The sequence below is a fragment of the Pseudomonas faucium genome, assembly GCF_021602585.1.
GTDB lineage: Bacteria > Pseudomonadota > Gammaproteobacteria > Pseudomonadales > Pseudomonadaceae > Aquipseudomonas > Aquipseudomonas faucium.
In genome coordinates, this window is sequence record NZ_BQIP01000015.1 from 1 (window position 1) to 24659 (window position 24659).

Here is a 24659-nt window from a genome sequence, read left to right on the forward strand (position 1 = left end):
CAGGCCCGCGCCAGGCACTGGTGATCGGCGCCGGGCTCGCCGGCAGCGCCACGGCCGCCAGCCTGGCCCGCCGTGGCTGGCAGGTCACCGTGCTGGAGCGCCACGCCGCCCCTGCCCAGGAAGCCTCGGGCAACCCGCAAGGGGTGCTGTACCTGAAGCTGTCGGCCCATGGCACGGCGCTGTCGCAGATGATCCTGTCCGGCTTCGGCTACACCCGCCGCCAGCTCGAACGCTTGCCCAAAGGCCAGGACTGGGACGCCTGCGGTGTGCTGCAACTGGCCTTCGACAGCAAGGAAGCCGAGCGCCAGGCCAAGCTCGCCGAGGCTTTCGACAGCGGCCTGCTGCGCACGCTGGAGCGGGCTGAAGCCGAGGCGATTGCCGGTGTGGTGCTGCCTGCAGGCGGGCTGTTCTATCCGCAGGGCGGCTGGGTGCACCCGCCGGCCTTGTGCCAGGCACAACTGCAGCACCCGAACATTCAAGTGCGGCTGCATCAAGACGTGGTCGAGCTTCGCAAGGTCGACGGCCTCTGGCAAGCCTGGGAGGGCGAACAGCTGCTGGCCAGCGCGCCACTGGTGGTGCTCGCCGGTGCCGCCGACGTGCGGCGCTTCGAGCCGTGCGCGGCATTGCCGCTCAAGCGCATCCGCGGGCAGATCACCCGCTTGCCGGCCACTGCGGCAAGCCGCGCACTGCGCACCGTGGTCTGCGCCGAGGGCTACGTGGCGCCGCCACGGGGCGACGAACACACCCTGGGCGCCAGCTTCGACTTCCACAGCGACGACCTGACGCCGACCGTGGCCGAGCACCAGGGCAACCTGGCGATGCTCGACGAAATTTCCCTCGACCTGGCCGAGCGCCTGGGCACGGCGTCACTGGCACCCGAACAGCTCCAGGGGCGCGCGGCGTTTCGCTGCACCAGCCCGGACTACCTGCCGATCGTCGGCCCGCTCGCCGACGCTGGGGCCTTCGCCGAGGCCTATGCCGCGCTGGCCAAGGATGCACGGCAGGTGCCCGAGGTGCCGTGCCCGTGGCTGGAGGGTTTGTATGTGAACAGCGGGCATGGCTCGCGCGGGCTGATCACGGCGCCGTTGGCCGGCGAGCTGATCGCGGCGTGGGCCAGTGCCGAGCCGTTGCCGCTGCCCCGCGCGGTGGCCGAGGCGTGCCACCCGAACCGCTTTGCGCTGCGCAAGTTGATTCGCGGTAAGTGAACGGGGCTGCTTGGCAGCCCAATCGCCGGCAAGCCGGCTCCACAGCGGTTCCATATGCCTGTGGAGCCCCCTGTGGGAGCCGGCTTGCCGGCGATTGGGCGGCAGCGCGGCCCCTTCCATATAACAGATCGATCTAAAACTCTCGCAATTCACCCAGGTCAGTTCCTTACACGTGCCCTAATCCGGGGCACTGATTCCCCAACGGAAAAACCGGTAAGGACCTATGTGCGGATTAGCAGGAGAGTTGCGTTTCACCCCCATCGACCAAGCCCCTCGCCCGGCGGACCTCGCCGCGGTAGAGCGCATCACCCATCACCTGGCGCCTCGCGGCCCGGATGCCTGGGGCTTCCATAGCCAGGGCCCGATCGCCCTCGGCCATCGACGGCTGAAGATCATGGATTTGTCCGACGGCTCGGCGCAGCCGATGGTCGACAACCCCCTGGGCCTGGCCCTGGCCTTCAACGGCGCCATCTACAACTTCCCGGAGCTGCGCCAGGAGCTGCAGGAGCTGGGCTACAGCTTCTGCTCCGACGGTGACACCGAGGTGCTGCTCAAGGGCTACCACGCCTGGGGCGCGGCCTTGCTGCCCAAGCTCAACGGCATGTTCGCCCTGGCCATCTGGGAGCGCGACAACCAGCGCCTGTTCCTGGCCCGCGACCGCCTGGGCGTCAAACCCCTGTACCTGTCGCGCAACGGCGAGCGGTTGCGCTTTGCCTCGACCCTGCCGGCGTTGCTCAAGGGTGGTGACATCGACCCGATGATCGACCCGGTGGCGCTCAACCACTACCTCAACTTCCACGCCGTGGTGCCCGCGCCGCGCACCCTGCTGGCCAATGTGCAAAAGCTCGAGCCCGGCACCTGGATGCGCATCGACCGCCATGGTGAAGTCGAGCGCCAGACCTGGTGGCAGCTGCACTACGGCCCCCACCCGGACGAGCGCGACCTCGATCTGGAAGGCTGGACCACCCGCGTGCTCGACGCCACCCGCGACGCCGTGGCGATCCGCCAGCGCGCCGCCGTGGACGTTGGCGTGCTGCTCTCCGGCGGTGTCGACTCGAGCCTGTTGGTCGGCCTGCTGCGCGAAGTCGGCGTGGATGACCTGTCGACGTTCTCGATCGGCTTCGAGGATGCCGGCGGCGAACGCGGCGACGAGTTCCAGTACTCCGACCTGATCGCCCGCCACTACGGCACCCGCCACCACAAGCTGCGCATCGCCGAAAGTGAAATCATCGACCAGCTGCCGGCCGCCTTCCGCGCCATGAGCGAACCGATGGTCAGCCACGACTGCATCGCCTTCTACCTGCTCTCGCGGGAAGTGGCCAAGCACTGCAAGGGCGTGCAAAGCGGCCAGGGCGCCGACGAGCTGTTCGCCGGCTACCACTGGTACCCGCAGGTGGACGGCGCCGAAGACGCCTTTGGCGCCTACCGCGCGGCCTTCTTCGACCGCAGCCACGACGAATACCGCGACACCGTGCAAGCGCCGTGGCTGCTGGAAACCGACGCCGCCGGCGATTTCGTCCGCGAGCATTTCGCTCGCCCCGGCGCGCCGGATGCCGTGGACAAGGCGCTGCGCCTGGACAGCACGGTGATGCTGGTCGACGACCCGGTCAAACGGGTCGACAACATGACCATGGCCTGGGGCCTTGAGGCGCGCACGCCGTTCCTCGACTACCGCCTGGTGGAGCTGTCGGCGCGCATTCCGGCCCGCTTCAAGCTGCCCGATGGCGGCAAGCAGGTGCTCAAGCAGGCCGCACGGCGGGTGATCCCCCACGAGGTGATCGACCGCAAGAAAGGCTACTTCCCGGTCCCCGGCCTCAAGCACTTGCAAGGCGCCACGCTGGACTGGGTGCGCGAGCTGCTGACCGACCCAAGCCAAGATCGCGGGCTGTTCAACCCGGCCATGCTCGACCGCCTGCTGAGCAACCCGCACGGCCAGCTCACCCCACTGCGCGGCTCCAAGCTGTGGCAGCTGGCGGCGCTGAACCTGTGGCTCAGCGAACAAGGAATCTGACCGATGAAAGCCCATGAAATCGCTTACGGCCAGCGCCTGCTGCGTGGCCAGGCGCCGTCCTACGAGCGCCTGCAGGCGCGCCTGGCCGGCGACGGCAGCGAGCCCCACGACCAGCCGCGTGCCCTGCACTGCGGCTGGGGCCGCCTGCTGATCGGGCACACCTACCCGGACCCGGCGAGCCTGGCCGAGGCGCTGCAGCAAGAGCAACCCGGCGAGCGCGACATCGCCCTGTACGTGGCGGCCCCCCAGCAACTGCTGGCCCAGGCGCCGCACCAGCTGTTTCTCGACCCCTCCGATACCCTGCGCCTGTGGTTCACCGACTACCGCCAGGCGCAGCGGGTGTTCCGCGGCTTTCGCATCCGCCGCGCGCAGGCCGAGGCCGACTGGCAGGCCATCAACGGCCTGTACCAGGCCCGGGGCATGCTGCCGGTGCAGCCCGAGCTGCTCACCCCACGCCACCTAGGCGGGCCGGTGTACTGGCTGGCCGAGGATGAAGACAGCGGTGCGGTGATCGGCAGCGTGATGGGCCTGAACCACAGCAAGGCGTTCGACGACCCGGAACACGGCAGCAGCCTGTGGTGCCTGGCCGTGGACCCGCAGTGCACCCGCCCGGGCGTCGGCGAAGTGCTGGTGCGCCATCTGATCGAACACTTCATGAGCCGTGGCCTGGCCTACCTCGACCTGTCGGTGCTGCACGACAACCGCCAGGCCAAGCGGCTGTACAAGAAGCTCGGCTTTCGCGACCTGCCGACCTTCGCCGTCAAGCGCAAGAACGGCATCAACCAGCAACTGTTTCTCGGCCCGGGCCCGGAGGCCACGCTCAACCCCTATGCCCGCATCATCGTCGACGAAGCCTACCGACGCGGCATCGAGGTGCAGGTCGACGACGCCGCCGGCGGCTTGTTCACCCTGAGCCTGGGCGGGCGCCGGGTGCGTTGCCGCGAATCGCTCAGCGACCTGACCAGCGCGGTCAGCATGACCCTCTGCCAGGACAAGCGCCTGACCCAGCAAGCCCTGCATGCGGCCGGCCTGCAGGTGCCGATGCAGCAACTGGCCGGCAATGCCGACGACAACCTGGCCTTTCTCGACGAGCATGGCGCGGTGGTGGTCAAGCCGGTGGATGGCGAACAGGGCCAGGGCGTGGCGGTGAACCTAACCAATTATGACGAAGTCAGCCAGGCCATCGACCAGGCCCGGCGCTTCGACAGCCGGGTGCTGCTGGAGAGCTTCCACCCAGGCCATGACCTGCGCATCGTGGTAATCGGCTACGAGGTGGTGGCCGCCGCCATCCGCCACCCGGCCCAGGTGGTGGGCGACGGCAAGCACAGCGTCAAGGCGCTGATCGACGCCCAGAGCCGCCGCCGCCAGGCCGCCACCGGCGGCGAAAGCCGCATCCCGCTGGACGACGAGACCGAGCGCACGCTGCGTGATGCCGGCTTCGACTACGCCAGCGTGCTCCCCGCCGGCCAGCGCCTGGCCGTGCGCCGCACCGCCAACCTGCATACCGGCGGCACCTTGGAAGACGTGACCGAACGCCTGCACCCGGTGCTGGCCGACGCCGCCGTGCGGGCGGCCCGGGCGCTGGAGATTCCGGTGGTGGGGCTGGACCTGATGGTGCGCGATGCCGAAAGCCCGGACTACGTGATCATCGAAGCCAACGAGCGGGCCGGGCTGGCCAACCACGAACCGCAACCTACCGCCGAACGCTTCGTCGACCTGCTGTTCCCCCATAGCCGGCCGTTGGCGTGATCTTCACTGGCCCTATCGCCGCCACAAAGGCCCCGCCCAACCCTGTGGGAGCCGGCTTGCCGGCGATAGGGCCAACGCTGAACCAAGGAGTACCCATGCCTGAACACCTCCCCGAACCCGACCTCGACTACCTCAAGCGCGTGCTCCTGGAGATGCTCGCGATCCCCAGCCCCACCGGCTTCACCGACACCATCGTGCGCTACGTGGCCGAACGCCTGGACGAGCTGGGCATCCCCTTCGAGCTGACCCGGCGCGGCACCATCCGCGCCACCCTCAAGGGCCGGCAGAGCTCGCCCGACCGCGCCGTCTCGGCCCACCTCGACACCATCGGCGCCAGCGTGCGCCAGGTGCAGGACAACGGCCGGCTGGCCCTGGCGGCGGTGGGCTGCTGGTCGAGCCGCTTCGCCGAAGGCAGCCGGGTCAGCGTGTTCACCGACACCGGCGTGTACCGCGGCAGCGTGCTGCCGCTGATGGCCAGCGGGCACGCCTTCAACACCGCCATCGACCAGATGCCGATCAGCTGGGAGCACGTGGAAGTGCGCCTGGATGCCTACTGCACCACCCGCGCCGACTGCGAGGCGCTGGGCATCGCAGTCGGCGATTTCGTCGCCTTCGACCCGCTGCCGGAGTTCACCGAAAGCGGCCACATCAGCGCCCGCCACCTGGACGACAAGGCCGGCGTGGCGGCCTTGCTGGCAGCGCTCAAGGCGGTGGTGGAAAGTGGCCGCCAGCCGCTGATCGACTGCCACCCGCTGTTCACCATCACCGAGGAAACCGGCTCTGGCGCTGCCGCCGCCCTGCCCTGGGACGTCAGCGAATTCGTCGGCATCGACATCGCCCCGGTGGCGCCCGGCCAGGCCTCCAGCGAACACGCCGTGAGCGTGGCGATGCAGGACTCCTCCGGCCCCTATGACTACCACCTGTCGCGCCACCTGCTGAAGCTCGCGGGCGACCAGGACCTGCCGGTACGCCGCGACGTGTTCCGCTACTACTTCAGCGACGCCCATTCGGCCGTGACCGCCGGCCACGACATCCGCACCGCGCTGGTGGCGTTCGGCTGCGACGCCACCCACGGCTACGAGCGCACCCACATCGACAGCCTGGCCGCGCTCAGCCGCCTGCTGTCGGGCTACCTGCTGAGCCCGCCGGTGTTCGCCAGCGATTCGAACCCGGCCAATGCCTCGCTCGAGCGCTTCAGCCACCAGCTCGAACACGATGCGCAGATGGAGAGCGACACCCGGGTGCCGGCCGTCGACAGCCTGGTGGGGAACAAGGGATGAGCAAGGGGTACCGGGTTTGGCGTAGCATTGGCCGATTCTTCCACGAAGCCGAACGCTGCCATGCTGATCCCTTATGACCAACTGCAAGCCGAAACCCTGACCCGCCTGATCGAGGATTTCGTCACCCGCGACGGCACCGACAATGGCGACGACACGCCGCTGGAAACCCGCGTGCTGCGGGTGCGCCAGGCGTTGGCCAAGGGCCAGGCGTTCATCCTCTTCGACCTGGAGAGCCAGCAGTGCCAGCTGCTGGCCAAGCATGATGTGCCGCGCGAGTTGCTCGACTGATCAGTGCCGGCCCTTTCGCTCCACAGGCACCCCACTGCCCTCAAATGCAGCGGTGAACCTGTGGGAGCCGGCTTGCCGGCGATGGCGCCATCACTGACACACCTAGCCCGGCTTGCGCCCCTCCCCCGCCTTGATCCGCTTGTACACCTCGGCCCGATGCACCGACACGTTGCGCGGCGCACTGACGCCGAAGCGCACCATGCCATCGCGGGTTTCCACCACCTTGATCTGGATGTCGTCACCGATGGTGATGACCTCCCCCACTTCGCGCCCTATGACCAACATGCTGCACCCTCCGGCAACAGGAAAAACCGGAGATTGCATGGGTAAATTCCGCAACTCAACGCCTCCAGGGAAATCCAGAAGCGCCCTACGCGCGCGGGTAAAATTCCCTACAGACGCTTCCTGCAATCAGCGTGTTTGCGCCTTGGCGCGCATCTTCACGGCCATGTCCGCCATCTCGTCGTACAGCTTCTCCGGCGCCTGCCGCTTGAGCTGCCACGCCTGGCGCCCGGCCTCGTGGGGCAGGATCAGGAACTCGCCCGCCGCCACCTGCTTGTGAATGTAATCGGCGATATCCGCCGCGCTGATGGGCGAGCCTTCGAGCAGTTTGCCAACCTGGGCCTTCATCGCCGGGTTCGGGCCGCGGAACGAGTCGAGCAGGTTGGTCTGGAAGAACGACGGGCACACCACATGCACCGCCACTTCCACCTGGCGCAGCTCCACCAGCAGGCTTTCCGACAGCGCCAGCACGCCGGCCTTGGCCACGTTGTAGTTGCTCATGCCCGGCCCCTGCATCAACGCGGCCATGGACGCCACGTTGACGATGCGCCCTTTGCTGCGCTCGAGCAGCGCCAGGAAGGCCTTGCAGCCCTTGACCACGCCCATCAGGTTGACCGCGATCTGCCAGTCCCAGTCCTCCAGCGACAGCTCGGCGAAGAACCCGCCCGAGGCAACGCCGGCGTTGTTGACGATCACATCGATGCCGCCGAACTTCTCCTCGCAGGCCTGGGCCAGGGCCGTGAGCTGGCTGTAGTCGCGCACATCGCAGCGCTGCACGAAGCCCTCGCCGCCTGCTTGGCGCACAAGCTCCAGGGTGTCGCGCAGGCCAGGCTCGTTGACGTCGGCCAGCGCCAGGCGCCAGCCCTCGCGCGCCCAGCGCAGGGCGATCTCGCGGCCAAGGCCGGACCCGGCGCCGGTGATCATGATGCGGTTGTGCATGGTGGCAAGCCTTGTGCTGATGGGTTGTCAGGCCAGTCTAATCAAGGCGTTGGCGCGTGGCAGGGTCCATCAGGGTAGTGAATGGGCGAGCATGACCTGGCGGTCAGTGCCTTGCCGATGGAATCTTTCGCAAGCGGCACCGGTCCGAATTACAAGAGGCCAGTTGTACGAGGCCCTGCCCCCCCACCACGCAAGGACTTCGCCCATGACCACGATCCTCATCATCATCCTGATCCTGCTGCTGATCGGCGGCTTGCCGGTCTTCCCCCACTCGCGCAGCTGGGGCTACGGCCCATCCGGCATCGTCGGCGTGGTGCTGGTGGTGCTGTTGGTCCTGTTGTTGCTCGGCCGCATATGACCGAGGGCAGGCCTGGGCTGGCTCACCGCTGGCCAGCCCAGGTCAGCCCATCGGCTTGGCCGGCTTCTGCCGCAAGTTGGCCTGATAACGCCGCACGCGAACCTCAAGGCAGATGACCGCATTGATCAGCTCGCGCAGCTTGCAGGCCACTTCGGCGTTCACCTGCGACACCTCTTGGCACACGGCTTCGAGCCCCTCGCAGGCATCCATCACCTCCTGCGCACGAATCATCCTGACCGCCCCCTTGATCCTGTGCGCCATGGCCGCCAGGCCTCCAAGGTCACGCCGGGCCAGGTACTGACGCAAACGGCGCAGGTCATCGCGGTTGACCCGCAACAGTTCCTGCAGCAGCGTGCCCAGCACGCGCCGGTCCCCTCCTGTCAGCCGCCTCAACTCATCAAGGTCGAAACCCAGGCCCTCGGCCCGTGCCGCCACGTTGCGCTGCGGCGGGCGCCTCAGCTTGGCCAAAGGCGGTGGCTTGAAGCAGCACACGTCCATGCCTGCCCCCAGACAGCATTGTTCACTCAAATCACGCCGTTGCGGCGCGCGAAGTCGGCCAGGTCGATCAGCGAGGCCACCTTGAGCTTCTCGATCAGGCGGGCCTTGTAGGTGCTGATGGTCTTGTTGCTCAGCAGCATGGCCTCGCCGATCGCCTTGTTGCTCATGCCCTTGGCCAGTTGCTGCAGGATCACCAGTTCGCGGTCGCTCAAGCGGGCGATGCTTTGCGCCTCGTCGTCCTCGAGCTCGCGGCGGTTGACCGTGCTCAGCGCCACCGCCGGGAAGAAGGTGTAGCCCGATAGCACCGCCACCACGGCCTTGCTCAGGGCAACCAGGTCGTCGGTCTTGGAGACGAAGCCCGAGGCGCCGGCCTTCATGCAGCGCAGCGAATAGTTCTCGGCCGGCTGCGAGGTCAGCACCAACAGCTTGCAAGGCCGCTCCAGCCCCTTGATCCGGCTGATCACCTCCAGGCCGTCCAGGCCTGGGATGAGCAGGTCGAGAATGACGATGTCGGGGCTGCATTCGCGGGCCAGGCGCACGGCATCGACGCCATTGTCAGCCTGGCCGACCACCTCATGCTGGTCCTGGCGCAGTTGCATGCACACGCTGGCGCGTATGAAGGGGTGATCATCGACGACCAGGACCTTGGACATGGGCACCCCTCAGCCGCCGATCGCCAGTTCACGCCGGCGATCGCCCTCGATCAGCTCGAACTGGTAGGCCCAGCCGGCCTGGCGCGGGAACACCCGGTCGCGGCCCGGCAGCAGGTGGTGCTTGGTGGTGGTGTCGCAGCGCTGGCCATCGTTGCTGCAATGGCGAACGTGGTCGAGGATCACCGTGCTGTTGCCGCTGTTGCGCACGGAGAACTGCGCCGGCTGCTCGTCGATCGGGGTGTCGAAACGCATCTGGTTGGGCCGCACGAACAACAGCGTGCCATAGCCGGCCAGCAGGTTGACGCCGGCCTTGAGCCCTTCGCGGTACTCCTCGGCCTGCGCCTCGGAGAGGTTGAAGCCGTCCTGGGTTTCCGGGAGCACGGGCACGAAGCGCAGGCGGAAGTAGCGCTCGGCCTGCCGGTCGCCGCGGTACAGCAGGCGTACCGCCTGCATACCCTTGGCGGGCACGATCAGCCGTGCCGGGCTCGCCACCACGCCACGCTCGGCCAGGGGCAGGCTCTCCTGGTCGATTTCCCGCGGGTTGCCCTCGCGGTCGTAGACCAGCTCGGCAACGCTGACCTTGACGAAGGCAGTGGTATCGCCACCATTGCGCACGCGCTTGAGCAGGGTGCTCTTGCCTGCGCCGAGGTAGTCATACAGCGCACCCACATTGATTTCGGGCGCGGCCAGGGTAATCGAGGGCAACCACAGCAGAACAGCGATCATGCAACGGGCATTCATTTCAAGCCTCCAGCGAGAACGAGTGATGTCATATTGATATTATCGAGTGAATTCGCCCGAGCGTCCCTTGCGCACCAGTAGGAAAAGTCGCCCACGCGAGTAGGACGGATCCCAAACTGCCCCTCACATCTCGGCATCGAACACCACCGTCACATCACCGCGATACGTACTGCCCGGGTGCTCGAGCATCTCTTGCACATGCTCGCGCTCCACCTCGAAGTTCAGCTGCCCGGCACGGTTGAACACGGTCGCCACCGCCTCGAACGACAGCGCCGAGCCACGCCCGGTGGGCAGGTCGAGCTTGCGTACGTCATTGCCGGCGTGGCGCACGCCATTGGGCATGCTCACCCCCACCTTGACCGGCACCTCGTGGTTGGCCGCATTGCGGATCCCGCAGCGCTCGCCCACCGGGTACTGGCACATCTTGTAGGCGGTGAACGGCCCGCTCGACCAGATCTGGAACAACAGGTCGCGCGACAGGCGCTGCGGCGGCTGCCCGCGCGACAGCCAGCCCGACCAGCCGCCAGGCGGCTCGAGCACCGCACGTTCCGAACCAGGGGGGAAGTCGATGACGAAGGCATGCTGCACGTCCAGCTCGAAGTTCAGGGTCATGCTGTTGGTGTTAAGGCTTTCGACGTTGTTGCCGAAGTCGAAGTCCATGCCCGCGCCGACCGTGTAGGTTTCGCTGCCCTGATACAGGCCAGGCTTCATGGCCAGGGGCGAAGGCATGCTCAGGCGGTAGGCCACTGCCAGATCGCTCACGTAGGTGCGCACGGTTTCGCCGTAAGCGGCATCCGTGGCGTGCGAGGTACAAGGCTGGGGCTGTTGCGGGGTGCGCACATCCCACAGGTACATGGTCCAGCCTATATCGGTCCAGTAGGTGACCTTGTAGCTGCAGCCACCTTGGGGGTAGCGCGTGAATACCGGGTTCTTCTCGCTCGCCTCGTACACCCTCTGGCTGACGGACAAGATCTCGAAGGTCATCGGATACGAGTCGCCTGTCTGTGGGTTGGTCACCTGGATCGTGCGCCGGCCCGGCAACTTGACGTAGTACTGGTCGCGCAGGTCCGGTGCACGGGCGATCGACGTTTTCATATAGGAGACCGGCAGGCCGACCGTCTGCACACCCATGCAGTGGGTGGGCCACTGGCCACAAAAGCCCGCCTGGCGCGTGGTGTTCTCGAAGCGGCCACTGGCTTCGCCGCGGTACTTGGCGGTGAAGGTGACCTGCGCCGCGTCGGCTGGCAGCAGCGCCGACAGGCCGAGCAAGGCCAGGAGCCAGCGCGCCAGGCGCGGGCGTGGTACAGGTACAGCGGGCATCGGCAGGTTCCTTGTGTGTGCGATGGCGTGCGGGGCTCGGCCCGGCACTGGCTGGGCGCCAACGGTAAGCAGCCTCATCAGCTCTCCCCTCCCTCGCCGTTGGCCGCCGTGCTGGCCCAACCTTTGGGCACGCAGCGCAAGTCGCCGGCCAGCAGTACGTCGTCTTCGCGCTGCAGGCCCGCCGGGTCGAGTTTCAGCAGGCAGGCAGCGGCGCCAGCGCTGCGGATCTCCAGGGTCGGGGTGGACTCGCTCATTTCCACGGTGAAGTGCCCGTCCACCTCGCTGACCCCGCGGCTGGCGTGGTTCATCACCAGCGCACCGCGCATGGGTTGCCCCTGGGCATCGAGCAGGCGCCCCAGCACGGTGACCGTGCGCATCACGTGCAGTTGGCGATACTCCACGCCGCCGCGGTTGAGGTGGTAGTCGACGCTCGAGGGCTGGATCACCGCCGCCGTGCTCTCGCCTTCTTCGAAGTCGAACTGCACATGGCCCGATTTGAACGCGGTGACCGGGATGATGTTGCGCCCTGGATGCAGCCGTGCGCTGCTTCCCAAGTGGTCATCGGCACGCAGGCGCAGGTCGGGCAAGTCGGTGTCGACGTCGACGATCAGGCCGGCTTCGTGGGGCAGGTACTGGCCGCTCATGGCCACCTTGCCAGCGCCGACCGCCACCATGCTTTCCAGGTTCAGCCCGCCACTGACCTCGCCGTTGTAGGACGACTGCTGGACATAGGCATCACCATGCAGCAACGGGTTCTCGAAGTTGGCATGGCCCGCCAGGCCTGCGCCGTAGCGGTCCAGCGTGGTGGTGGCGGTGAGCGTTCGCAGCGCGCCGAGCTCGACGTCCTGCTGGTACGACACCGAGGCGTTCTGGTCGCGGCCACCATCGCGCGAGGTACGGCTGCCGACGCTCGCCGAAATGCGCTTGCCCGGCTCGCCCAGGCTCATGCTCAGGCTCAGGTTGACGCCGCGGCTGCGCTGCTCGTCGGTGGCACGGGTACCCGGCCGGTCGAACAGCGACAAGCGCCAGGTGGCATCGGAGCCGCCGAGCTTGCCGAAGTACGACCAGCCCACGTCATAGCTCATGCCGCTGGACTCACCGCTGCTGCGCGCCACCCGCACGGTCGCGGTGTGGCGTGAGTCCAGGCGCTGGTTCAGCGACAGCGAGGTCTGGCTGTTCTGCTGGCGGATCGGGCCGCCATCGAGGTCGCGCGCCGCTTCGATCCACGAGCGGTTGTGGCTGAGCACCAGCGACCCCAGGTCGTGGCTGAAGATGCCCTGCAGGTCGTATCCGGTGCCGTAGCCTTGGGTCTCGAAGACGTTGGCGTACAGCGTGGTGCGGTCGCGCGGGGTCCAGTCCAGCGAGGTGCCGTATTGCAGGCGATCGTCGATGCGCTGGGCCGAAAGCCCCAGCACGGCGCGCGGGTGCAGCAGGTAGTTGGCCATGAGGCCGGCGCTGAGGCTGTCCTGGTAATCGTCCTGCCAATTGTTCAGCAGGCTGTCCTGGCGCCCGAGGTACGCGTTGTAGCGCCAGCGTGAATCGGTGGCGCTCCAGTTGGACGGCTTGTAGATGAATTCCTGGGTGCGTGAACTGACCTGGCCATCTTCGACCAGGCGCACCTCGACCTCGTAGATGCCGCCGGGCAGCACCCGCGTGTCCAGGGTCTGCAGGCCGGGTTGTACCGGCTGGCTGTTGATCAGCACGCCATTGCGGTAGATCTCCACCACGCCCGGGCGGTCCGGGGTGACGTAGATGGGGGTGGCGCTGGGGCTGGCGATGTCGATGGCAAGGCTGTCGCTGCTGCCGAACATCACGCCCAAGGTGGTATCCGGGCTGCTGCCGAATGAACGCGGTTGGCGCGCCAGGCCTTGAGCGGCCGGGGTGAAGTAGCCCAGGCGGTAGAAGTGGTCCTCGTGCAGCCGTTCGCTGTACAGCTGGTCGAGGCGGTAGCGGGTGCCCTGCTCGCTGTCGCTGCCGCGGTCGAGCTGGCCATCGGCGACGCCGGTCCAGTTGCCGAGGCTGGTCTGGCCTTGCAAGGCATAGCGGCCGCTGGTCTCGCGGCCATCGCCAACCAGGTTGAGCTGGTTGCGCAGCAGCAGGCCATGGCTGCCCTGTTCAGGCAGGCGGTGATAGCGGGCGGCAACGTCCTTGGCTTCGGCCTGGTCGGTGAGCACCGACAACTGCGAGTTGACCAGGCTGTAGTGCAAGGCACGCAAGCCATCGACGCAGTCGCTTTGGCAATCGCCCAACGGCCGGCCGTCAGCCAGCCGCTCCTGCCAGCGACGGCGCAGGCTTTCAGGCTCGGTGCTGTCCAGGGTTTCGGTGAATTCGAGCAGTTGCACGCGCTGGTCGCGCGACAGCACCACCATCGCGTCGCCCAGGTAGCGGCCATCGAGGTCGACCCGGACCGCCAGCGGCACCTCGAAAAAGTGCCCTTCGAATTCGCGCGGCAGGCCCTCGGCCTGAACCAGGCCGGGGACCACCGAGCGGGGTGCATCTGCCCACGCAGGCAAGGCAGCGGACAACGCGCCTACGCCAAACAAACCGCGCAGCGCAGCGATGAATGAGTTCTTGGTCATTTTCTTATTGGCAGGCAGGCCCCACCTTCACCGCCGAGGCAACCCCCGGGGTGAAGGACGGGTAACACAACGAATGAAAGGTTGAGCCGTCGCAGGCCTTACGGCGCGGCGGTTTCGAACATCATGCTGACAAGGCCTTGGTAGCTGCCCGGTACATAGCCGGTGGAAGGTGCCGCTTGAGCGGCGATCTCGAAGCCAACCAGCGCGCCCGGTGCAGCCTGGGCTTGCGAGATCACTTCGGTGGGGGTGGTGGACAGGGTGGTGTCGGCCACTTTCACATCCAGGCCGATGCTGTTGACGCCACTGGTGATGGCTGCAGGCGACAGCAGGTAGGCCGAGATCGGGCCGATGGTGCTCTTGACCTGCAGCTGCTTGCTGACCGGTTGCAGCTCGCTGCGGAACGAGTTCCAGGCGAGTTCCTGCGGGTCGTTCATCCAGTTGCCGCCCACCGGCTCAACGTAGAAGCTGTCGGTCGGTACCTGGGCAGTGACTTGAACCTGCTTTTCGATGGGGTCAGCGGCATGGGCGGCGGCGGCGGTGAACAATGCCAGGGGAAGGGCCATGAAAAGACGTTTCACGAATAGATCTCCTTGAAAGGGGGTGTTGGTGCAACTGCGTTATTGCAGTTGGCAAGGCGAATTATTCGTGGTTGCCCAGGTGCGTTGAGTAAGACCGTTCCCAGCGAATGTAAGAAATTTCCCAAGCGATGCAAAATGCCACCACCCAGAAACGACAACGCCCCGGCAAGCCGGGGCGTGGTTCAGGTGCAGCCAGGTATCAGTGCGAAACCGCGCCACTGGCCCCAAGGCCGGTTTGCGAGCGGACGAACTGCGGGTAGAACAGCGCACGCTCGTCGTCGGCCGCCTTGGACTTGTCGGTGACCGAGAAGAACCAGATGCTGACGAAGGCGATGGCCATCGAGAACAGCGCCGGGTACTCGTAGGGGTAGATGGGCTTCTCGTGGCCGAGGATCTGCACCCAGATGGTCGGGCCGAGAATCATCAGCGTCACTGCACTGATCAGGCCCAGCCAGCCGCCGATCATGGCGCCGCGGGTGGTCAGTTTCTTCCAGTACATCGAAAGCAGCAGCACCGGGAAGTTGCAGCTGGCGGCGATGGAGAACGCCAGGCCTACCATGAAGGCGATGTTCTGCTTCTCGAACAGGATGCCCAGGCCGATCGCCAGCACGCCCAGGGCGACGGTGGTGATCTTCGACACGCGGATCTCGTCCTTGTCGTTGGCCTTGCCCTTGCGCCATACGCTGGCGTACAGGTCATGGGACACCGCCGAGGCACCGGCCAGGGTCAGGCCGGCCACCACCGCCAGGATGGTGGCGAAGGCTACCGCCGAGATGAAGCCGAGGAAGATGCTGCCACCCACGGCATCGGCCAGGTGCACCGCCGCCATGTTGTTGCCGCCCAGCAGGGCGCCGGCGGCGTCCTTGAAGTCCGGGTTGGTGCTGACCAGCAGGATCGCGCCGAAGCCGATGATGAAGGTCAGGATGTAGAAGTAGCCGATGAAGCCGGTGGCGTAGAGCACGCTCTTGCGCGCTTCCTTGGCGTCACTGACGGTGAAGAAGCGCATCAGGATGTGCGGCAGGCCAGCGGTACCGAACATCAGCGCCAGGCCCAGGGAGAAGGCCGAGATCGGGTCCTTGACCAGGCCGCCCGGGCTCATGATCGCCTCGCCCTTGGCGTGCACCTTGATTGCCTCGGAGAACAGCGTGTTGAAGTCGAAGCCCACGTGCTTCATCACCATCAGCGCCATGAAGCTGGCACCGGAGAGCAGCAGCACCGCCTTGATGATCTGCACCCAGGTGGTGGCCAGCATGCCGCCGAACAGCACGTACAGGCACATCAGGATGCCCACCAGGATCACCGCCACGTGGTAGTCCAGGCCGAACAGCAGCTCGATCAGCTTGCCGGCGCCGACCATCTGCGCGATCAGGTAGAAGGCCACCACCACCAGCGAGCCGGAGGCCGACAGGGTGCGGATTTCCTTTTGCCCGAGGCGGTACGAGGCCACGTCGGCAAAGGTGTACTTGCCCAGGTTGCGCAGGCGTTCGGCGATCAGGAAGAGGATGATCGGCCAGCCGACCAGAAAGCCGATCGAGTAGATCAGGCCGTCGTAGCCGGAGGTGAACACCAGCGCGGAAATACCCAGGAACGAGGCCGCCGACATGTAGTCGCCGGCAATCGCCAGGCCGTTCTGAAAACCAGTGATCTTGCCGCCGGCGGCGTAGTAGTCGGCGGCCGACTTGTTGCGCTTGGAGGCCCAGTAGGTGATGCCCAGGGTGAAGGCGACGAAGGCCACGAACATGGCGATCGCGGAAATGTTCAGCGGCTGTTTCTGCACCTCGCCGCTGATGGCATCGGCGGCCCATACGGCGGGTGCGAAAGCGCCGCAGGCCAGGACGGCCAGGGCTTTGGCGTGGCGAATCATTGTTGCGCCTCCTTCAGGATGGCCTTGTTCAGCTCATCGAATTCACCGTTGGCGCGGCGCACGTAGATGGCGGTCAGGACGAATGCCGAAACGATCAGGCCGACGCCCAGGGGAATGCCCCAGGTAATCGACGACTCGGGGCTGAGCTTGGCGCCCAGCAGATGAGGACCGTAGGCGATCAGGAGGATGAAGGCGCAGTAGAGGCCGAGCATGATCGCCGAGAGGACCCAGGCGAACCGTTCGCGTTTGCTGACCAGCTCCTTGAAACGGGGGCTGTTTTGTATCGAGAGGTAAATGCTGTCGTTCATTGTTTTTGTCCTAGCAGCACAGGTAGGGGATGGAACCCACACCGTCACTTTATGCTGCCGTTGAACGCCAACCAGACGACCTTAGTCTTAGATGCAACACTGTTTTACAGGATCAGTAACAAAGTAGCGGCCAGTTTGGCCTTATCGCCGGCAAGCCGGCGCCCCCAATGCGGGAGCCGGCTTGCCGGCGACAAGGCCACACTGGCCCTCGAATCAATTACTTACCCGTCCACTCCTTGACCCGGTCCGGGTGCTTGGCCACCCAGTCCTTGGCCGCCTGCTCAGGCTTGGCGCCATCCTGGATCGCCAGCATCACTTCGCCGATCTCATCCTTGGACTGCCACTGGAACTTCTTCAGGAACGCGGCAACTTCCGGCGCCTTCGTGTCCAACTCTTTGCTGCCGATGTTGTTGACGGTTTCCGCCGCGCCATAAACCCCTTTAGGGTCATCCAGGAACTTCAACTTCCACTTGGCGAACATCCAGTGCGGCACCCAGCCGGTCACGGCAATCGACTGCTGCTTGGGGTAAGCGCGTCCAAGTTCGGCGGTCATGCCGGCGCCGGAGCTGGCCTGCAGTTTGTAGCCGGTGAGGTCGTAGTCCTTGATCGCCTGTTCGGTCTTGATCATCACACCCGAGCCTGCGTCGATGCCGACGATCTTCTGCTTGAAGCTGTCGTCGGTCTTGAGGTCGGCGATGCTGGTGGCCTTGACGTACTCGGGGACGATCAGGCCGATCTTGGCGTCCTTGAAGTTGGGGCCGTAGTCGACCACCTTGTCCTTGTTCTTGGCCCAGTACTCGCCGTGGGTGACCGGCAACCACGCCGACAGCATGGCATCGAGCTTGCCGGTGGCCACGCCCTGCCACATGATCCCTGCGGCCACCGCCTGCAGCTTCACGTCATAGCCGAGCTTCTGCTTGATCACTTCGGCAGCCACGTTGGTGGTCGCCACGCTGTCGGCCCAACCATCCACGTAACCGATGCTTACCTCTTTGGCCATTGCCTGCGCAGTGCTCATGGCCAATACCAGGGCAGTACCCACCCCCAGGAAACGTCGCACTTTCTTCGTAGTCATCAAACCATCCCCTCGTCAGGTCTTGGAGATTGCATCATGTGCCTGCAACTTCGCTCGACCTGCTCCAGCTGCGACCTGTACCCCACCCCATTGCGACAGCACTGTGCCATTAGCGGCACCGCACCAGGGGGTTCTGCGCGATCCTTGCATGCCAAAGGTTTGGCGCCGGGCTACTATCTACCGTTTTGCGCCTGACGATGGACCGCCCGATGCCAAACCCTGCCCGTCTGCTGTTGCCGCTCTACCTGCTCGCCTGCCTGCTCGCCCTGCTCGGGCTCGGGGCGCTCTGGTACGGGTTGGGCAAGCCCGTGCAGCTGCCCGACGCCGCCAGCCCCACGCACAAGCTGCAGTGCGCCTCGTACACCCCGTTCGACAAGGACCAGTCGCCCTACGACCAACCCTTCCGCCTGCGCCCGGCACGCATGGACGCCGACCTTGCGCTTTTGGCCGAGCGATTCCAGTGCATCCGCACCTATTCGATGACCGGCCTTGAGGCAATCCCGGCGCTGGCGCGCAAGCACGGCCTGAAGGTGATGCTCGGCGCCTGGGTGAATGCCAACCCGGTCGATACCGACAAGGAAGTGCAGCTGCTGATCGACGCGGCCAATGCCAACCCGGACGTGGTCAGCGCGGTGATCGTCGGCAACGAGGCGCTGCTGCGCAAGGAAGTCACCGGCGAGCGCCTGGCCGCGCTGATCGGCCAGGTCAAGCGCCAGGTCAAGGTGCCGGTGACCTATGCCGATGTCTGGGAGTTCTGGCTGCAGCACCCGCAGGTGGCGCCGGCGGTGGACTTCCTGACCATCCACCTGCTGCCCTACTGGGAAGACGACCCGCGCGGCATCGATGACGCCCTGGCGCATGTGGCCGAAGTGCACCAGGTGTTCGCCAACCGCTTCGCGCCCAAGGACATCTTCATCGGTGAAACCGGATGGCCCAGCGAAGGCCGCCAGCGCGAAACCGCCACCCCCAGCCGGGCCAACGAAGCGCGTTTCGTGCGCGGCTTCGTCGCCATGGCCGAGGCCAACGGCTGGCACTACAACCTGATCGAAGCCTTCGACCAGCCCTGGAAGCGCGCCAATGAAGGGGCCGTGGGCGGCTACTGGGGGCTGTTCGATGCCGACCGGCAAGACAAGGGCGTGCTCGAAGGGCCGGTGAGCAACCTGCACTACTGGCCGCAGTGGTTGCTGGCCAGCGCGGCGCTGATGGCGGCCATGCTGGTGTTCGCCGGGCGCCCCGCCACGGCTGCGGGTGCCCTGCTGCTACCGCTGCTGGCGGCGTTTGGCGCAGCTTGCCTGGGGTTGTGGGGCGAGCTGATGCGCACCCATGCCCGCTTCGCCGGGGAATGGCTGTGGGCGGTGTCGCTGGCCGGGCTCAACCTGCTGGTGCTGGCCCACGCGGTGCTGGCCCTGGCGCGCCGTGCCGGCTGGCGCGAGCGGCTGTTCGCCGGCTTGCAAGCGCGTGCCGGGTGGCTGTTGCTGGCGGCAGGTTTTGCCGCGGCGGTGAGCATGCTGGCGATGGTGTTCGACCCGCGCTATCGCAGCTTCCCCAGCGCGGCGCTGGCCTTGCCGGCCGTGGTGTACCTGCTGCGGCCGGTGCCGGCGGCGCGCGCCGAGGTGGCATTGCTGGCGCTTATCGTGGGGGCTGGGGTGATGCCGCAGCTTTATCGGGAGGGCTTGGAGAATCAGCAGGCCTGGGGCTGGGCGCTGGTCAGTGTGCTGATGACTGCCGCCTTGTGGCGCAGCCTGCGATTGCGCAAGGCCTAGGCACCGCAGGCGAGGACTGCGTACTCGATCGCCGGCAAGCCGGCTCCTACCCCTCTCAATGTGGGAGCCGGCTTGCCGGCGAATGGGCTGCAAAGCAGCCCCTCTCAGCCACGCCGCGGTTGCCGAACCAGGCGCAACCCCGCCAGCACCACCGCAAATACCGCAATGCTCGCGGTATACAAGACCAATGCCGGCACGCCGAACACCAGCCCCAGCACCGCCAACCACCAGCCGGCCCGGCCCGCCACCAGCTGCGCCAGCAAGGCCAGGCCCAACCCGGCCCAGGCCAGCACCTGGAAATGAATCCCCAGCCCCAGCAGCGCGCGCACCTGGCACTGCCAGTACTCCCCAGGCGCGCTACACAGCCCGACCCACTGGCCATCTTCCATCAAGCCATAGCGCACGCCATAACTGGCAGCGAGCCAAAGCGCCAGAAACAGCAGCAGCACAGCGGCCGGCAGCGAACGAGACATCCAGTTCTCCCAATGCGGTGAGCAAAAACAAACATGATCGCCCAAGCCCTGCACTAAGGCAAAATCATGGCCTTGCAGCTATGTTGCAGATAACCCGCACACCAAAGGCCAGCGCACTTGGCAACTTTGATGGCACACCGGTGGTCCTAGCCTGCGTATTGCACGACCTTGTTCCTTCTGGGGGATTACATGCTTCGATCTTGGCGCCTTGCCGCCCTTCTTGGCGGCCTGCTCATGGCTGCAGCCGCATCGGCGCGTGATATCGACGCCGCAAGCTACGGTTTCCCCTTGACCAACCCGTTCGAGGCGACCATCGCCACCACGCCGCCCGACCAGCGGCCGACGCTGCCCAGCGACGATGAAATCGACCAGTCCGACTACAGCCTCAACCTGCGCCCGGAGCGCGAATTCACCCTGCCCGACAACTTCTGGTCGGTGAAGAAGCTCAAGTACCGCCTGGCCCGCCAGGACCACGAGGCGCCGCTGATCTTCCTCATCGCCGGCACCGGCGCGCCCTACTCCAGCAGCATCAACGAATACCTCAAGAAGCTGTTCTACCAGGCCGGTTTCCACGTGGTGCAGCTGTCGTCACCGACCAGCTGGGACTTCATGAGCGCCGCCTCGCGCTTCGCCACCCCCGGCATCAGCCAGGACGACGCCGAAGACATGTACCGGGTGATGCAGGCCGTGCGCGCCCAGCATCCGCGGCTGCCGATCAGCGAGTTCTACCTCACCGGCTACAGCCTCGGGGCGCTGGACGCGGCGTTCGTCAGCCGCCTGGACGAAACCCGGCGCAGCTTCAACTTCAAGCGCGTGCTGCTGCTCAACCCGCCAGTCAACCTGTACACCTCGATCAACAACCTCGACAAGCTGGTGCAAACCCAGGTCAAGGGCATCGACCGCAGCACCACCTTCTACGAGCTGATGCTCAACAAGCTCACCCGCTACTTCCAGGACAAGGGCTACATCGACCTCAACGACGCACTGCTGTACGACTTCCAGCAGTCGCGCCAGCACCTGTCCAACGAGCAGATGGCGATGCTCATCGGTACCTCGTTCCGCTTCTCGGCGGCCGATATCGCCTTCACCTCCGACCTGATCAACCGCCGTGGCCTGATCATTCCGCCGAAGTTTCCGATCACCGAAGGCAGCAGCCTGACGCCGTTCTTCAAGCGTGCCCTGCAGTGCGACTTCGACTGCTACCTGACCGAGCAGGTGATCCCGATGTGGCGCGCGCGCACCGACGGCAACAGCATCCTGCAGCTGGTCAACCAGGTGAGCCTGTACGCGCTGGAGGACTACCTGCGCGACAGTCCGAAGATCGCCGTGATGCACAACGCCGACGACGTCATCCTCGGCCCTGGCGATATCGGTTTCCTGCGCAAGGTGTTCGGCGATCGCCTAACCCTCTACCCCCATGGCGGCCATTGCGGCAACCTCAACTATCGCGTCAACAGCGACGCCATGCTGGAGTTCTTCCGTGGTTAACAAATGCCTCCTCGCCGCTGCCCTGCTGGTTGCCGGCAACGCCCTGGCCGCCGAAACCGCACCCCGCGCCAGCGTGATCGAAGCCGACCCGCAAGTGACCGCGCAGCCCCTGGCACCGGAGCCCGACGGCTTCATCGACCCACTGCGCGAACTGAAATTCAACCCAGGGCTGGACCAGCGCGAATTCGAGCGCTCGACCCTGGAAGCGCTGAACGTGTACGACCCGCTGGAGTCGATGAACCGGCGCATCTACCACTTCAACTACCGCCTCGACCAATGGGTGCTGCTGCCGCTGGTAAGCGGCTACCAGTACGTGACGCCAAGCTTCGTGCGCACCGGGGTGAGCAACTTCTTCAACAACCTGGGCGATGTGCCCAACCTGTTCAACAGCGTGCTGCAGCTCAAGGCCAAGCGCTCGGCGGAAATCACCGCGCGGTTGATGTTCAACACCATCATCGGCGTGGGCGGTTTGTGGGACCCGGCGACCAAGATGGGCCTGCCGCGCCAGAGCGAAGACTTCGGCCAGACCCTGGGCTTCTACGGTGTGCCGGAAGGGCCGTACATCATGCTGCCGGTGCTGGGGCCTTCGAACCTGCGCGACACCACCGGGGTGGTGGTGGACTATGCCGGGGAACAGGCGATCAACTACCTGGGCGTGGCCGAAGCCAGTACCGACCACCCGGAGATCTTCCTGCTGCGGGCGGTGGACAAGCGCTATACCACCAAATTCCGCTATGGCCAGCTCAACTCGCCGTTCGAGTACGAGAAGGTGCGGTATGTGTATACCCAGGCGCGCAAGTTGCAGATAGCCGAGTGATGTGCCGGCTTCGCCTGTAGGAGCGGCCTTGTGTCGCGAAAGGGTCGCGAAGCGGCCCCAGTTTCAATGCTGCTGCAAGGATTGCTAGGGTCTTCTGCTGCAAGGATTGCTGGGGCCGCTTCGCGGCCCTTTCGCGACACAAGGCCGCTCCTACAGCAGGCATCACAGCGCGGCTCAAATCCCCAGAAACTGCTCCAGCTCCCGGCGCTTGGCCAACGCATCGCGCCGCCCCAGCTCGATCAGCTCGCTGCAGTAGCTGGCCTCGAACAGCAGGTAGCTCAACACCCCCGCCCCACTGGTGCGCGTCGCCCCCGGCCCACGCAGGAACAGGCGCAACGCCGCCGGCAACTCACGCCGGTGGCGCGCCGCGATCTCGTCCAGCGGCTGGCTGGGCGCCACCACCAGCACCTCGATCGGCGCCAGGCCCAGGCGCCGGGCATCCAGGTGCGCGGGCAGCAGGTGGCTGAGGTGGTTGAGCCGCTGCAGCAGCTCGATGTCGTCTTCCAGGCTGTCGATGAAGGTGCTGTTGAGCATATGCCCGCCAATCTGCGCCAGGCTCGGTTGCTGGCCGCTGAACACGCGCTGGGATGGCGAGGGCGGCGCCGGCCGCTGCGGGTTGCCGCTGACCCCGACCACCAGCACGCGGCTGGCCCCCAGGTGCAGCGCCGGGCTGATCGGCGCCGACTGGCGCACCGCGCCGTCCCCGTAGTACTCATCGCCCAGGCGCACCGGCGCGAACAGCAGCGGAATCGCCGCGCTGGCCAGCAGGTGGTCGATGCTCAGCGGCGTGGGCACGCCGATACGTCGGTGGCGCAGCCAGGGGTCGATGGTGCCGCGGCCCTGGTAGAAGGTCACCGCCTGCCCGGATTCGTAGCCGAACGCGGTCACCGCCACCGCGCGCAGGTGCTCGGCGGCCAGGGCATGGCCGATGCCATCCAGGTCCAGGCGTGATTCCAGCAGCTGGCGCAGCGGGCTGCTGTCGAGCAAGGCGACCGGTGCGTGGCCGCCCAGGCCCAGCAGGCTGTGGCCGACGAAGCGGCCGGCCTGGCGGATCACCCCTGGCCAGTCGCTGCGCAGCACCAGGTGGCTGCGAAAGGCCTGCCAGAACTGGGTGAGCGCCTGCACCGACTCGCTGAAACGCGTGGCCCCACTCGCCAGGGCCACGGCGTTGATGGCGCCGGCCGAGGTGCCGACGATGACCGGGAACGGGTTGGCCGCGCCAGGAGGCAGCAGGTCGGCGATGCCGGCCAGTACGCCGACCTGATAGGCGGCTCGGGCGCCGCCGCCGGAGAGGATCAGGCCGGTGGTTGGGGTCATCGATTCCTTCCTGGATTCAAGTGGTCAGCACCGGCCCTATCGCCGGCAAGCCGGCTCCCACAGTTACCCGACACTTTTCAAAACCTGTGGGAGCCGGCTTGCCGGCGATCGGGCCGGGCCTGCAAACGCGCCCTCAGCGCTTTTTCTTGTCATACAGCCGCGGCGCACCCTCGGGCCGCGACTTGAAGCGCCGGTGCGCCCACAGATACTGCTCGGGGCACGCGCGCAGCACACCTTCGATCCACTGGTTGATGCGCAGGCAATCGGCCTCTTCGCTTTCACCGGGGAAGTCCTCGAGCGGCGGGTGGATCACCAGACGATAGCCGCTGCCATCCTCCAGGCGCTTCTGGGTGAAGGGAATGACCTGTGCCTTGCCCAGGCGGGCGAACTTGGTGGTGGCGGTCACCGTGGCTGCCGGGATGCCGAACAGCGGCACGAACAGGCTCTGCTTGGCGCCGTAGTCCTGGTCCGGTGCGTACCAGATGGCGCGGCCGGCGCGCAGCAGCTTGAGCATGCCGCGCACGTCCTCGCGCTCCACCGCCAGCGAATCGAGGTTGTGCCGCTCGCGGCCGCTGCGCTGGATGAAGTCGAACAGCGGGTTGCCGTGCTCGCGGTACATGCCGTCGATGGTGTGGGCCTGGCCCAGCAGCGCGGCGCCGATCTCCAGGGTGGTGAAGTGCACCGCCATGAGGATCGCGCCCTGCCCGGCCTGTTGCGCCGCCTGCAGGTGCTCGATGCCCTCGATGTGCGCCAGGCGTGCCAGCCTGGCCTTGGGCCACCACCAGCTCATGGCCATTTCGAAGAAGGCGATGCCGGTGGAGGCGAAGTTCGCCTTCAACAACCGGCGCCGTTCGTCGACGGACAGTTCCGGGAAGCACAGCTCCAGGTTGCGCGCAGCGATGCGCCGACGCTCGCCGGCCACGCGGTACATCAGCGCGCCCAGGGCACTGCCGAGCCACAGCAGGGCCCGGTACGGCAGCTGCACCACCAGCCACAGCAGGCCCAGGCCAAGCCACAGGCCCCAGAACCGTGGGTGCAGGAAATAGGGACGAAAACGCGGGCGTTCCATTGAA

The 24659-nt window shown here is 66.3% G+C and carries 23 protein-coding genes; 9 read left to right on the forward strand and 14 right to left on the reverse strand.

Features of this window, described 5'->3' with window-relative positions; all coding sequences use genetic code 11:
* From mnmC1 to L6D75_RS17575, 5 genes are all read left to right on the forward strand, one after another.
* Positions 1–1205, forward strand: a 1205-nt coding sequence (gene mnmC1 / locus L6D75_RS17555) for an FAD-dependent 5-carboxymethylaminomethyl-2-thiouridine(34) oxidoreductase MnmC1 (protein ID WP_236193735.1), incomplete at its 5' end; no start/stop codon positions are given.
* 223 nt (positions 1206–1428) lie between these two features.
* Positions 1429–3216 (forward strand): N-acetylglutaminylglutamine amidotransferase, encoded by a 1788-nt coding sequence (locus L6D75_RS17560; RefSeq protein WP_176517233.1) that lies wholly within the window; start codon positions 1429–1431, stop codon positions 3214–3216.
* 3 nt (positions 3217–3219) lie between these two features.
* Complete coding sequence (ngg, locus tag L6D75_RS17565) at positions 3220–4965, forward strand: N-acetylglutaminylglutamine synthetase (RefSeq protein ID WP_176517232.1); 1746 nt, start codon at positions 3220–3222, stop codon at positions 4963–4965.
* A gap of 95 nt (positions 4966–5060) precedes the next feature.
* Complete coding sequence (locus L6D75_RS17570) at positions 5061–6245, forward strand: osmoprotectant NAGGN system M42 family peptidase (RefSeq protein WP_176517231.1); 1185 nt, start codon at positions 5061–5063, stop codon at positions 6243–6245.
* Between the two features lie 60 nt (positions 6246–6305).
* The gene (locus L6D75_RS17575; RefSeq protein WP_003252629.1) at positions 6306–6533 is read left to right on the forward strand and encodes a YheU family protein; all 228 of its coding nucleotides are present in this window, start codon (positions 6306–6308) and stop codon (positions 6531–6533) included.
* Between the two features lie 102 nt (positions 6534–6635).
* Here the strand turns inward: L6D75_RS17575 and csrA are convergent, their stop codons facing one another.
* Positions 6636–6818, reverse strand: coding sequence for a carbon storage regulator CsrA (gene csrA / locus L6D75_RS17580; RefSeq protein ID WP_176517230.1), 183 nt, complete (start codon positions 6816–6818; stop codon positions 6636–6638).
* Positions 6819–6944: 126 nt separating this feature from the next.
* Positions 6945–7754, reverse strand: a complete 810-nt coding sequence (locus L6D75_RS17585) for an SDR family oxidoreductase (RefSeq protein ID WP_176517229.1) — start codon at positions 7752–7754, stop codon at positions 6945–6947.
* 205 nt (positions 7755–7959) lie between these two features.
* On the opposite strand from L6D75_RS17585, the gene L6D75_RS17590 reads away from it, so the two are divergent.
* A complete protein-coding gene (locus tag L6D75_RS17590) occupies positions 7960–8112 on the forward strand; it encodes a DUF3309 family protein (RefSeq protein WP_009682861.1) in 153 nt (50 codons plus the stop codon).
* A 42-nt stretch (positions 8113–8154) separates the two neighbouring features.
* On the opposite strand, the gene L6D75_RS17595 is transcribed toward L6D75_RS17590, so the two are convergent.
* From L6D75_RS17595 to L6D75_RS17635, 9 genes are all read right to left on the reverse strand, one after another.
* On the reverse strand, positions 8155–8610 hold the full coding sequence (locus tag L6D75_RS17595) for an Hpt domain-containing protein (protein WP_176517228.1): 456 nt from the start codon (positions 8608–8610) through the stop codon (positions 8155–8157).
* Positions 8611–8636: 26 nt separating this feature from the next.
* Complete coding sequence (locus tag L6D75_RS17600; RefSeq protein ID WP_176517227.1) at positions 8637–9263, reverse strand: response regulator transcription factor; 627 nt, start codon at positions 9261–9263, stop codon at positions 8637–8639.
* Positions 9264–9272: 9 nt separating this feature from the next.
* Positions 9273–10004: a fimbrial biogenesis chaperone gene (locus L6D75_RS17605; protein ID WP_176517226.1), complete on the reverse strand. Its 732-nt coding sequence runs from the start codon at positions 10002–10004 to the stop codon at positions 9273–9275.
* A 123-nt stretch (positions 10005–10127) separates the two neighbouring features.
* Positions 10128–11324: a hypothetical protein gene (locus tag L6D75_RS17610; protein ID WP_176517225.1), complete on the reverse strand. Its 1197-nt coding sequence runs from the start codon at positions 11322–11324 to the stop codon at positions 10128–10130.
* A 77-nt stretch (positions 11325–11401) separates the two neighbouring features.
* Complete coding sequence (locus L6D75_RS17615) at positions 11402–13903, reverse strand: TcfC E-set like domain-containing protein (protein WP_176517224.1); 2502 nt, start codon at positions 13901–13903, stop codon at positions 11402–11404.
* Positions 13904–14001: 98 nt separating this feature from the next.
* Positions 14002–14481, reverse strand: coding sequence for a CS1 type fimbrial major subunit (locus L6D75_RS17620; protein ID WP_176517223.1), 480 nt, complete (start codon positions 14479–14481; stop codon positions 14002–14004).
* A 199-nt stretch (positions 14482–14680) separates the two neighbouring features.
* Complete coding sequence (locus L6D75_RS17625) at positions 14681–16345, reverse strand: cation acetate symporter (RefSeq protein WP_176517222.1); 1665 nt, start codon at positions 16343–16345, stop codon at positions 14681–14683.
* A complete protein-coding gene (locus L6D75_RS17630; protein ID WP_176517221.1) occupies positions 16342–16653 on the reverse strand; it encodes a DUF485 domain-containing protein in 312 nt (103 codons plus the stop codon). The genes L6D75_RS17625 and L6D75_RS17630 overlap by 4 nt, the downstream gene beginning before the upstream one ends.
* A gap of 217 nt (positions 16654–16870) precedes the next feature.
* A complete protein-coding gene (locus L6D75_RS17635) occupies positions 16871–17731 on the reverse strand; it encodes a glycine betaine ABC transporter substrate-binding protein (protein WP_176517220.1) in 861 nt (286 codons plus the stop codon).
* Between the two features lie 194 nt (positions 17732–17925).
* On the opposite strand from L6D75_RS17635, the gene L6D75_RS17640 reads away from it, so the two are divergent.
* Positions 17926–19491: a glycoside hydrolase family 17 protein gene (locus L6D75_RS17640; RefSeq protein WP_176517219.1), complete on the forward strand. Its 1566-nt coding sequence runs from the start codon at positions 17926–17928 to the stop codon at positions 19489–19491.
* A 104-nt stretch (positions 19492–19595) separates the two neighbouring features.
* Here L6D75_RS17640 and L6D75_RS17645 read toward each other — a convergent pair whose 3' ends face one another.
* Positions 19596–19964, reverse strand: a complete 369-nt coding sequence (locus tag L6D75_RS17645) for a hypothetical protein (RefSeq protein WP_176517218.1) — start codon at positions 19962–19964, stop codon at positions 19596–19598.
* A 189-nt stretch (positions 19965–20153) separates the two neighbouring features.
* Here L6D75_RS17645 and L6D75_RS17650 point away from each other — a divergent pair, with 189 nt between their 5' ends.
* Both L6D75_RS17650 and L6D75_RS17655 read left to right on the forward strand, forming a co-directional pair.
* Positions 20154–21452 (forward strand): alpha/beta fold hydrolase family protein, encoded by a 1299-nt coding sequence (locus L6D75_RS17650; RefSeq protein ID WP_176517217.1) that lies wholly within the window; start codon positions 20154–20156, stop codon positions 21450–21452.
* Positions 21445–22269, forward strand: coding sequence for an MlaA family lipoprotein (locus L6D75_RS17655; RefSeq protein ID WP_176517216.1), 825 nt, complete (start codon positions 21445–21447; stop codon positions 22267–22269). The genes L6D75_RS17650 and L6D75_RS17655 overlap by 8 nt, the downstream gene beginning before the upstream one ends.
* A 174-nt stretch (positions 22270–22443) precedes the next feature.
* Here the strand turns inward: L6D75_RS17655 and L6D75_RS17660 are convergent, their stop codons facing one another.
* Positions 22444–23586, reverse strand: a complete 1143-nt coding sequence (locus tag L6D75_RS17660) for a patatin-like phospholipase family protein (protein ID WP_176517215.1) — start codon at positions 23584–23586, stop codon at positions 22444–22446.
* A 133-nt stretch (positions 23587–23719) separates the two neighbouring features.
* A complete protein-coding gene (locus tag L6D75_RS17665; RefSeq protein ID WP_176517214.1) occupies positions 23720–24655 on the reverse strand; it encodes a lipid A biosynthesis lauroyl acyltransferase in 936 nt (311 codons plus the stop codon).
* Between the last annotated feature and the right edge of the window lie 4 nt (positions 24656–24659).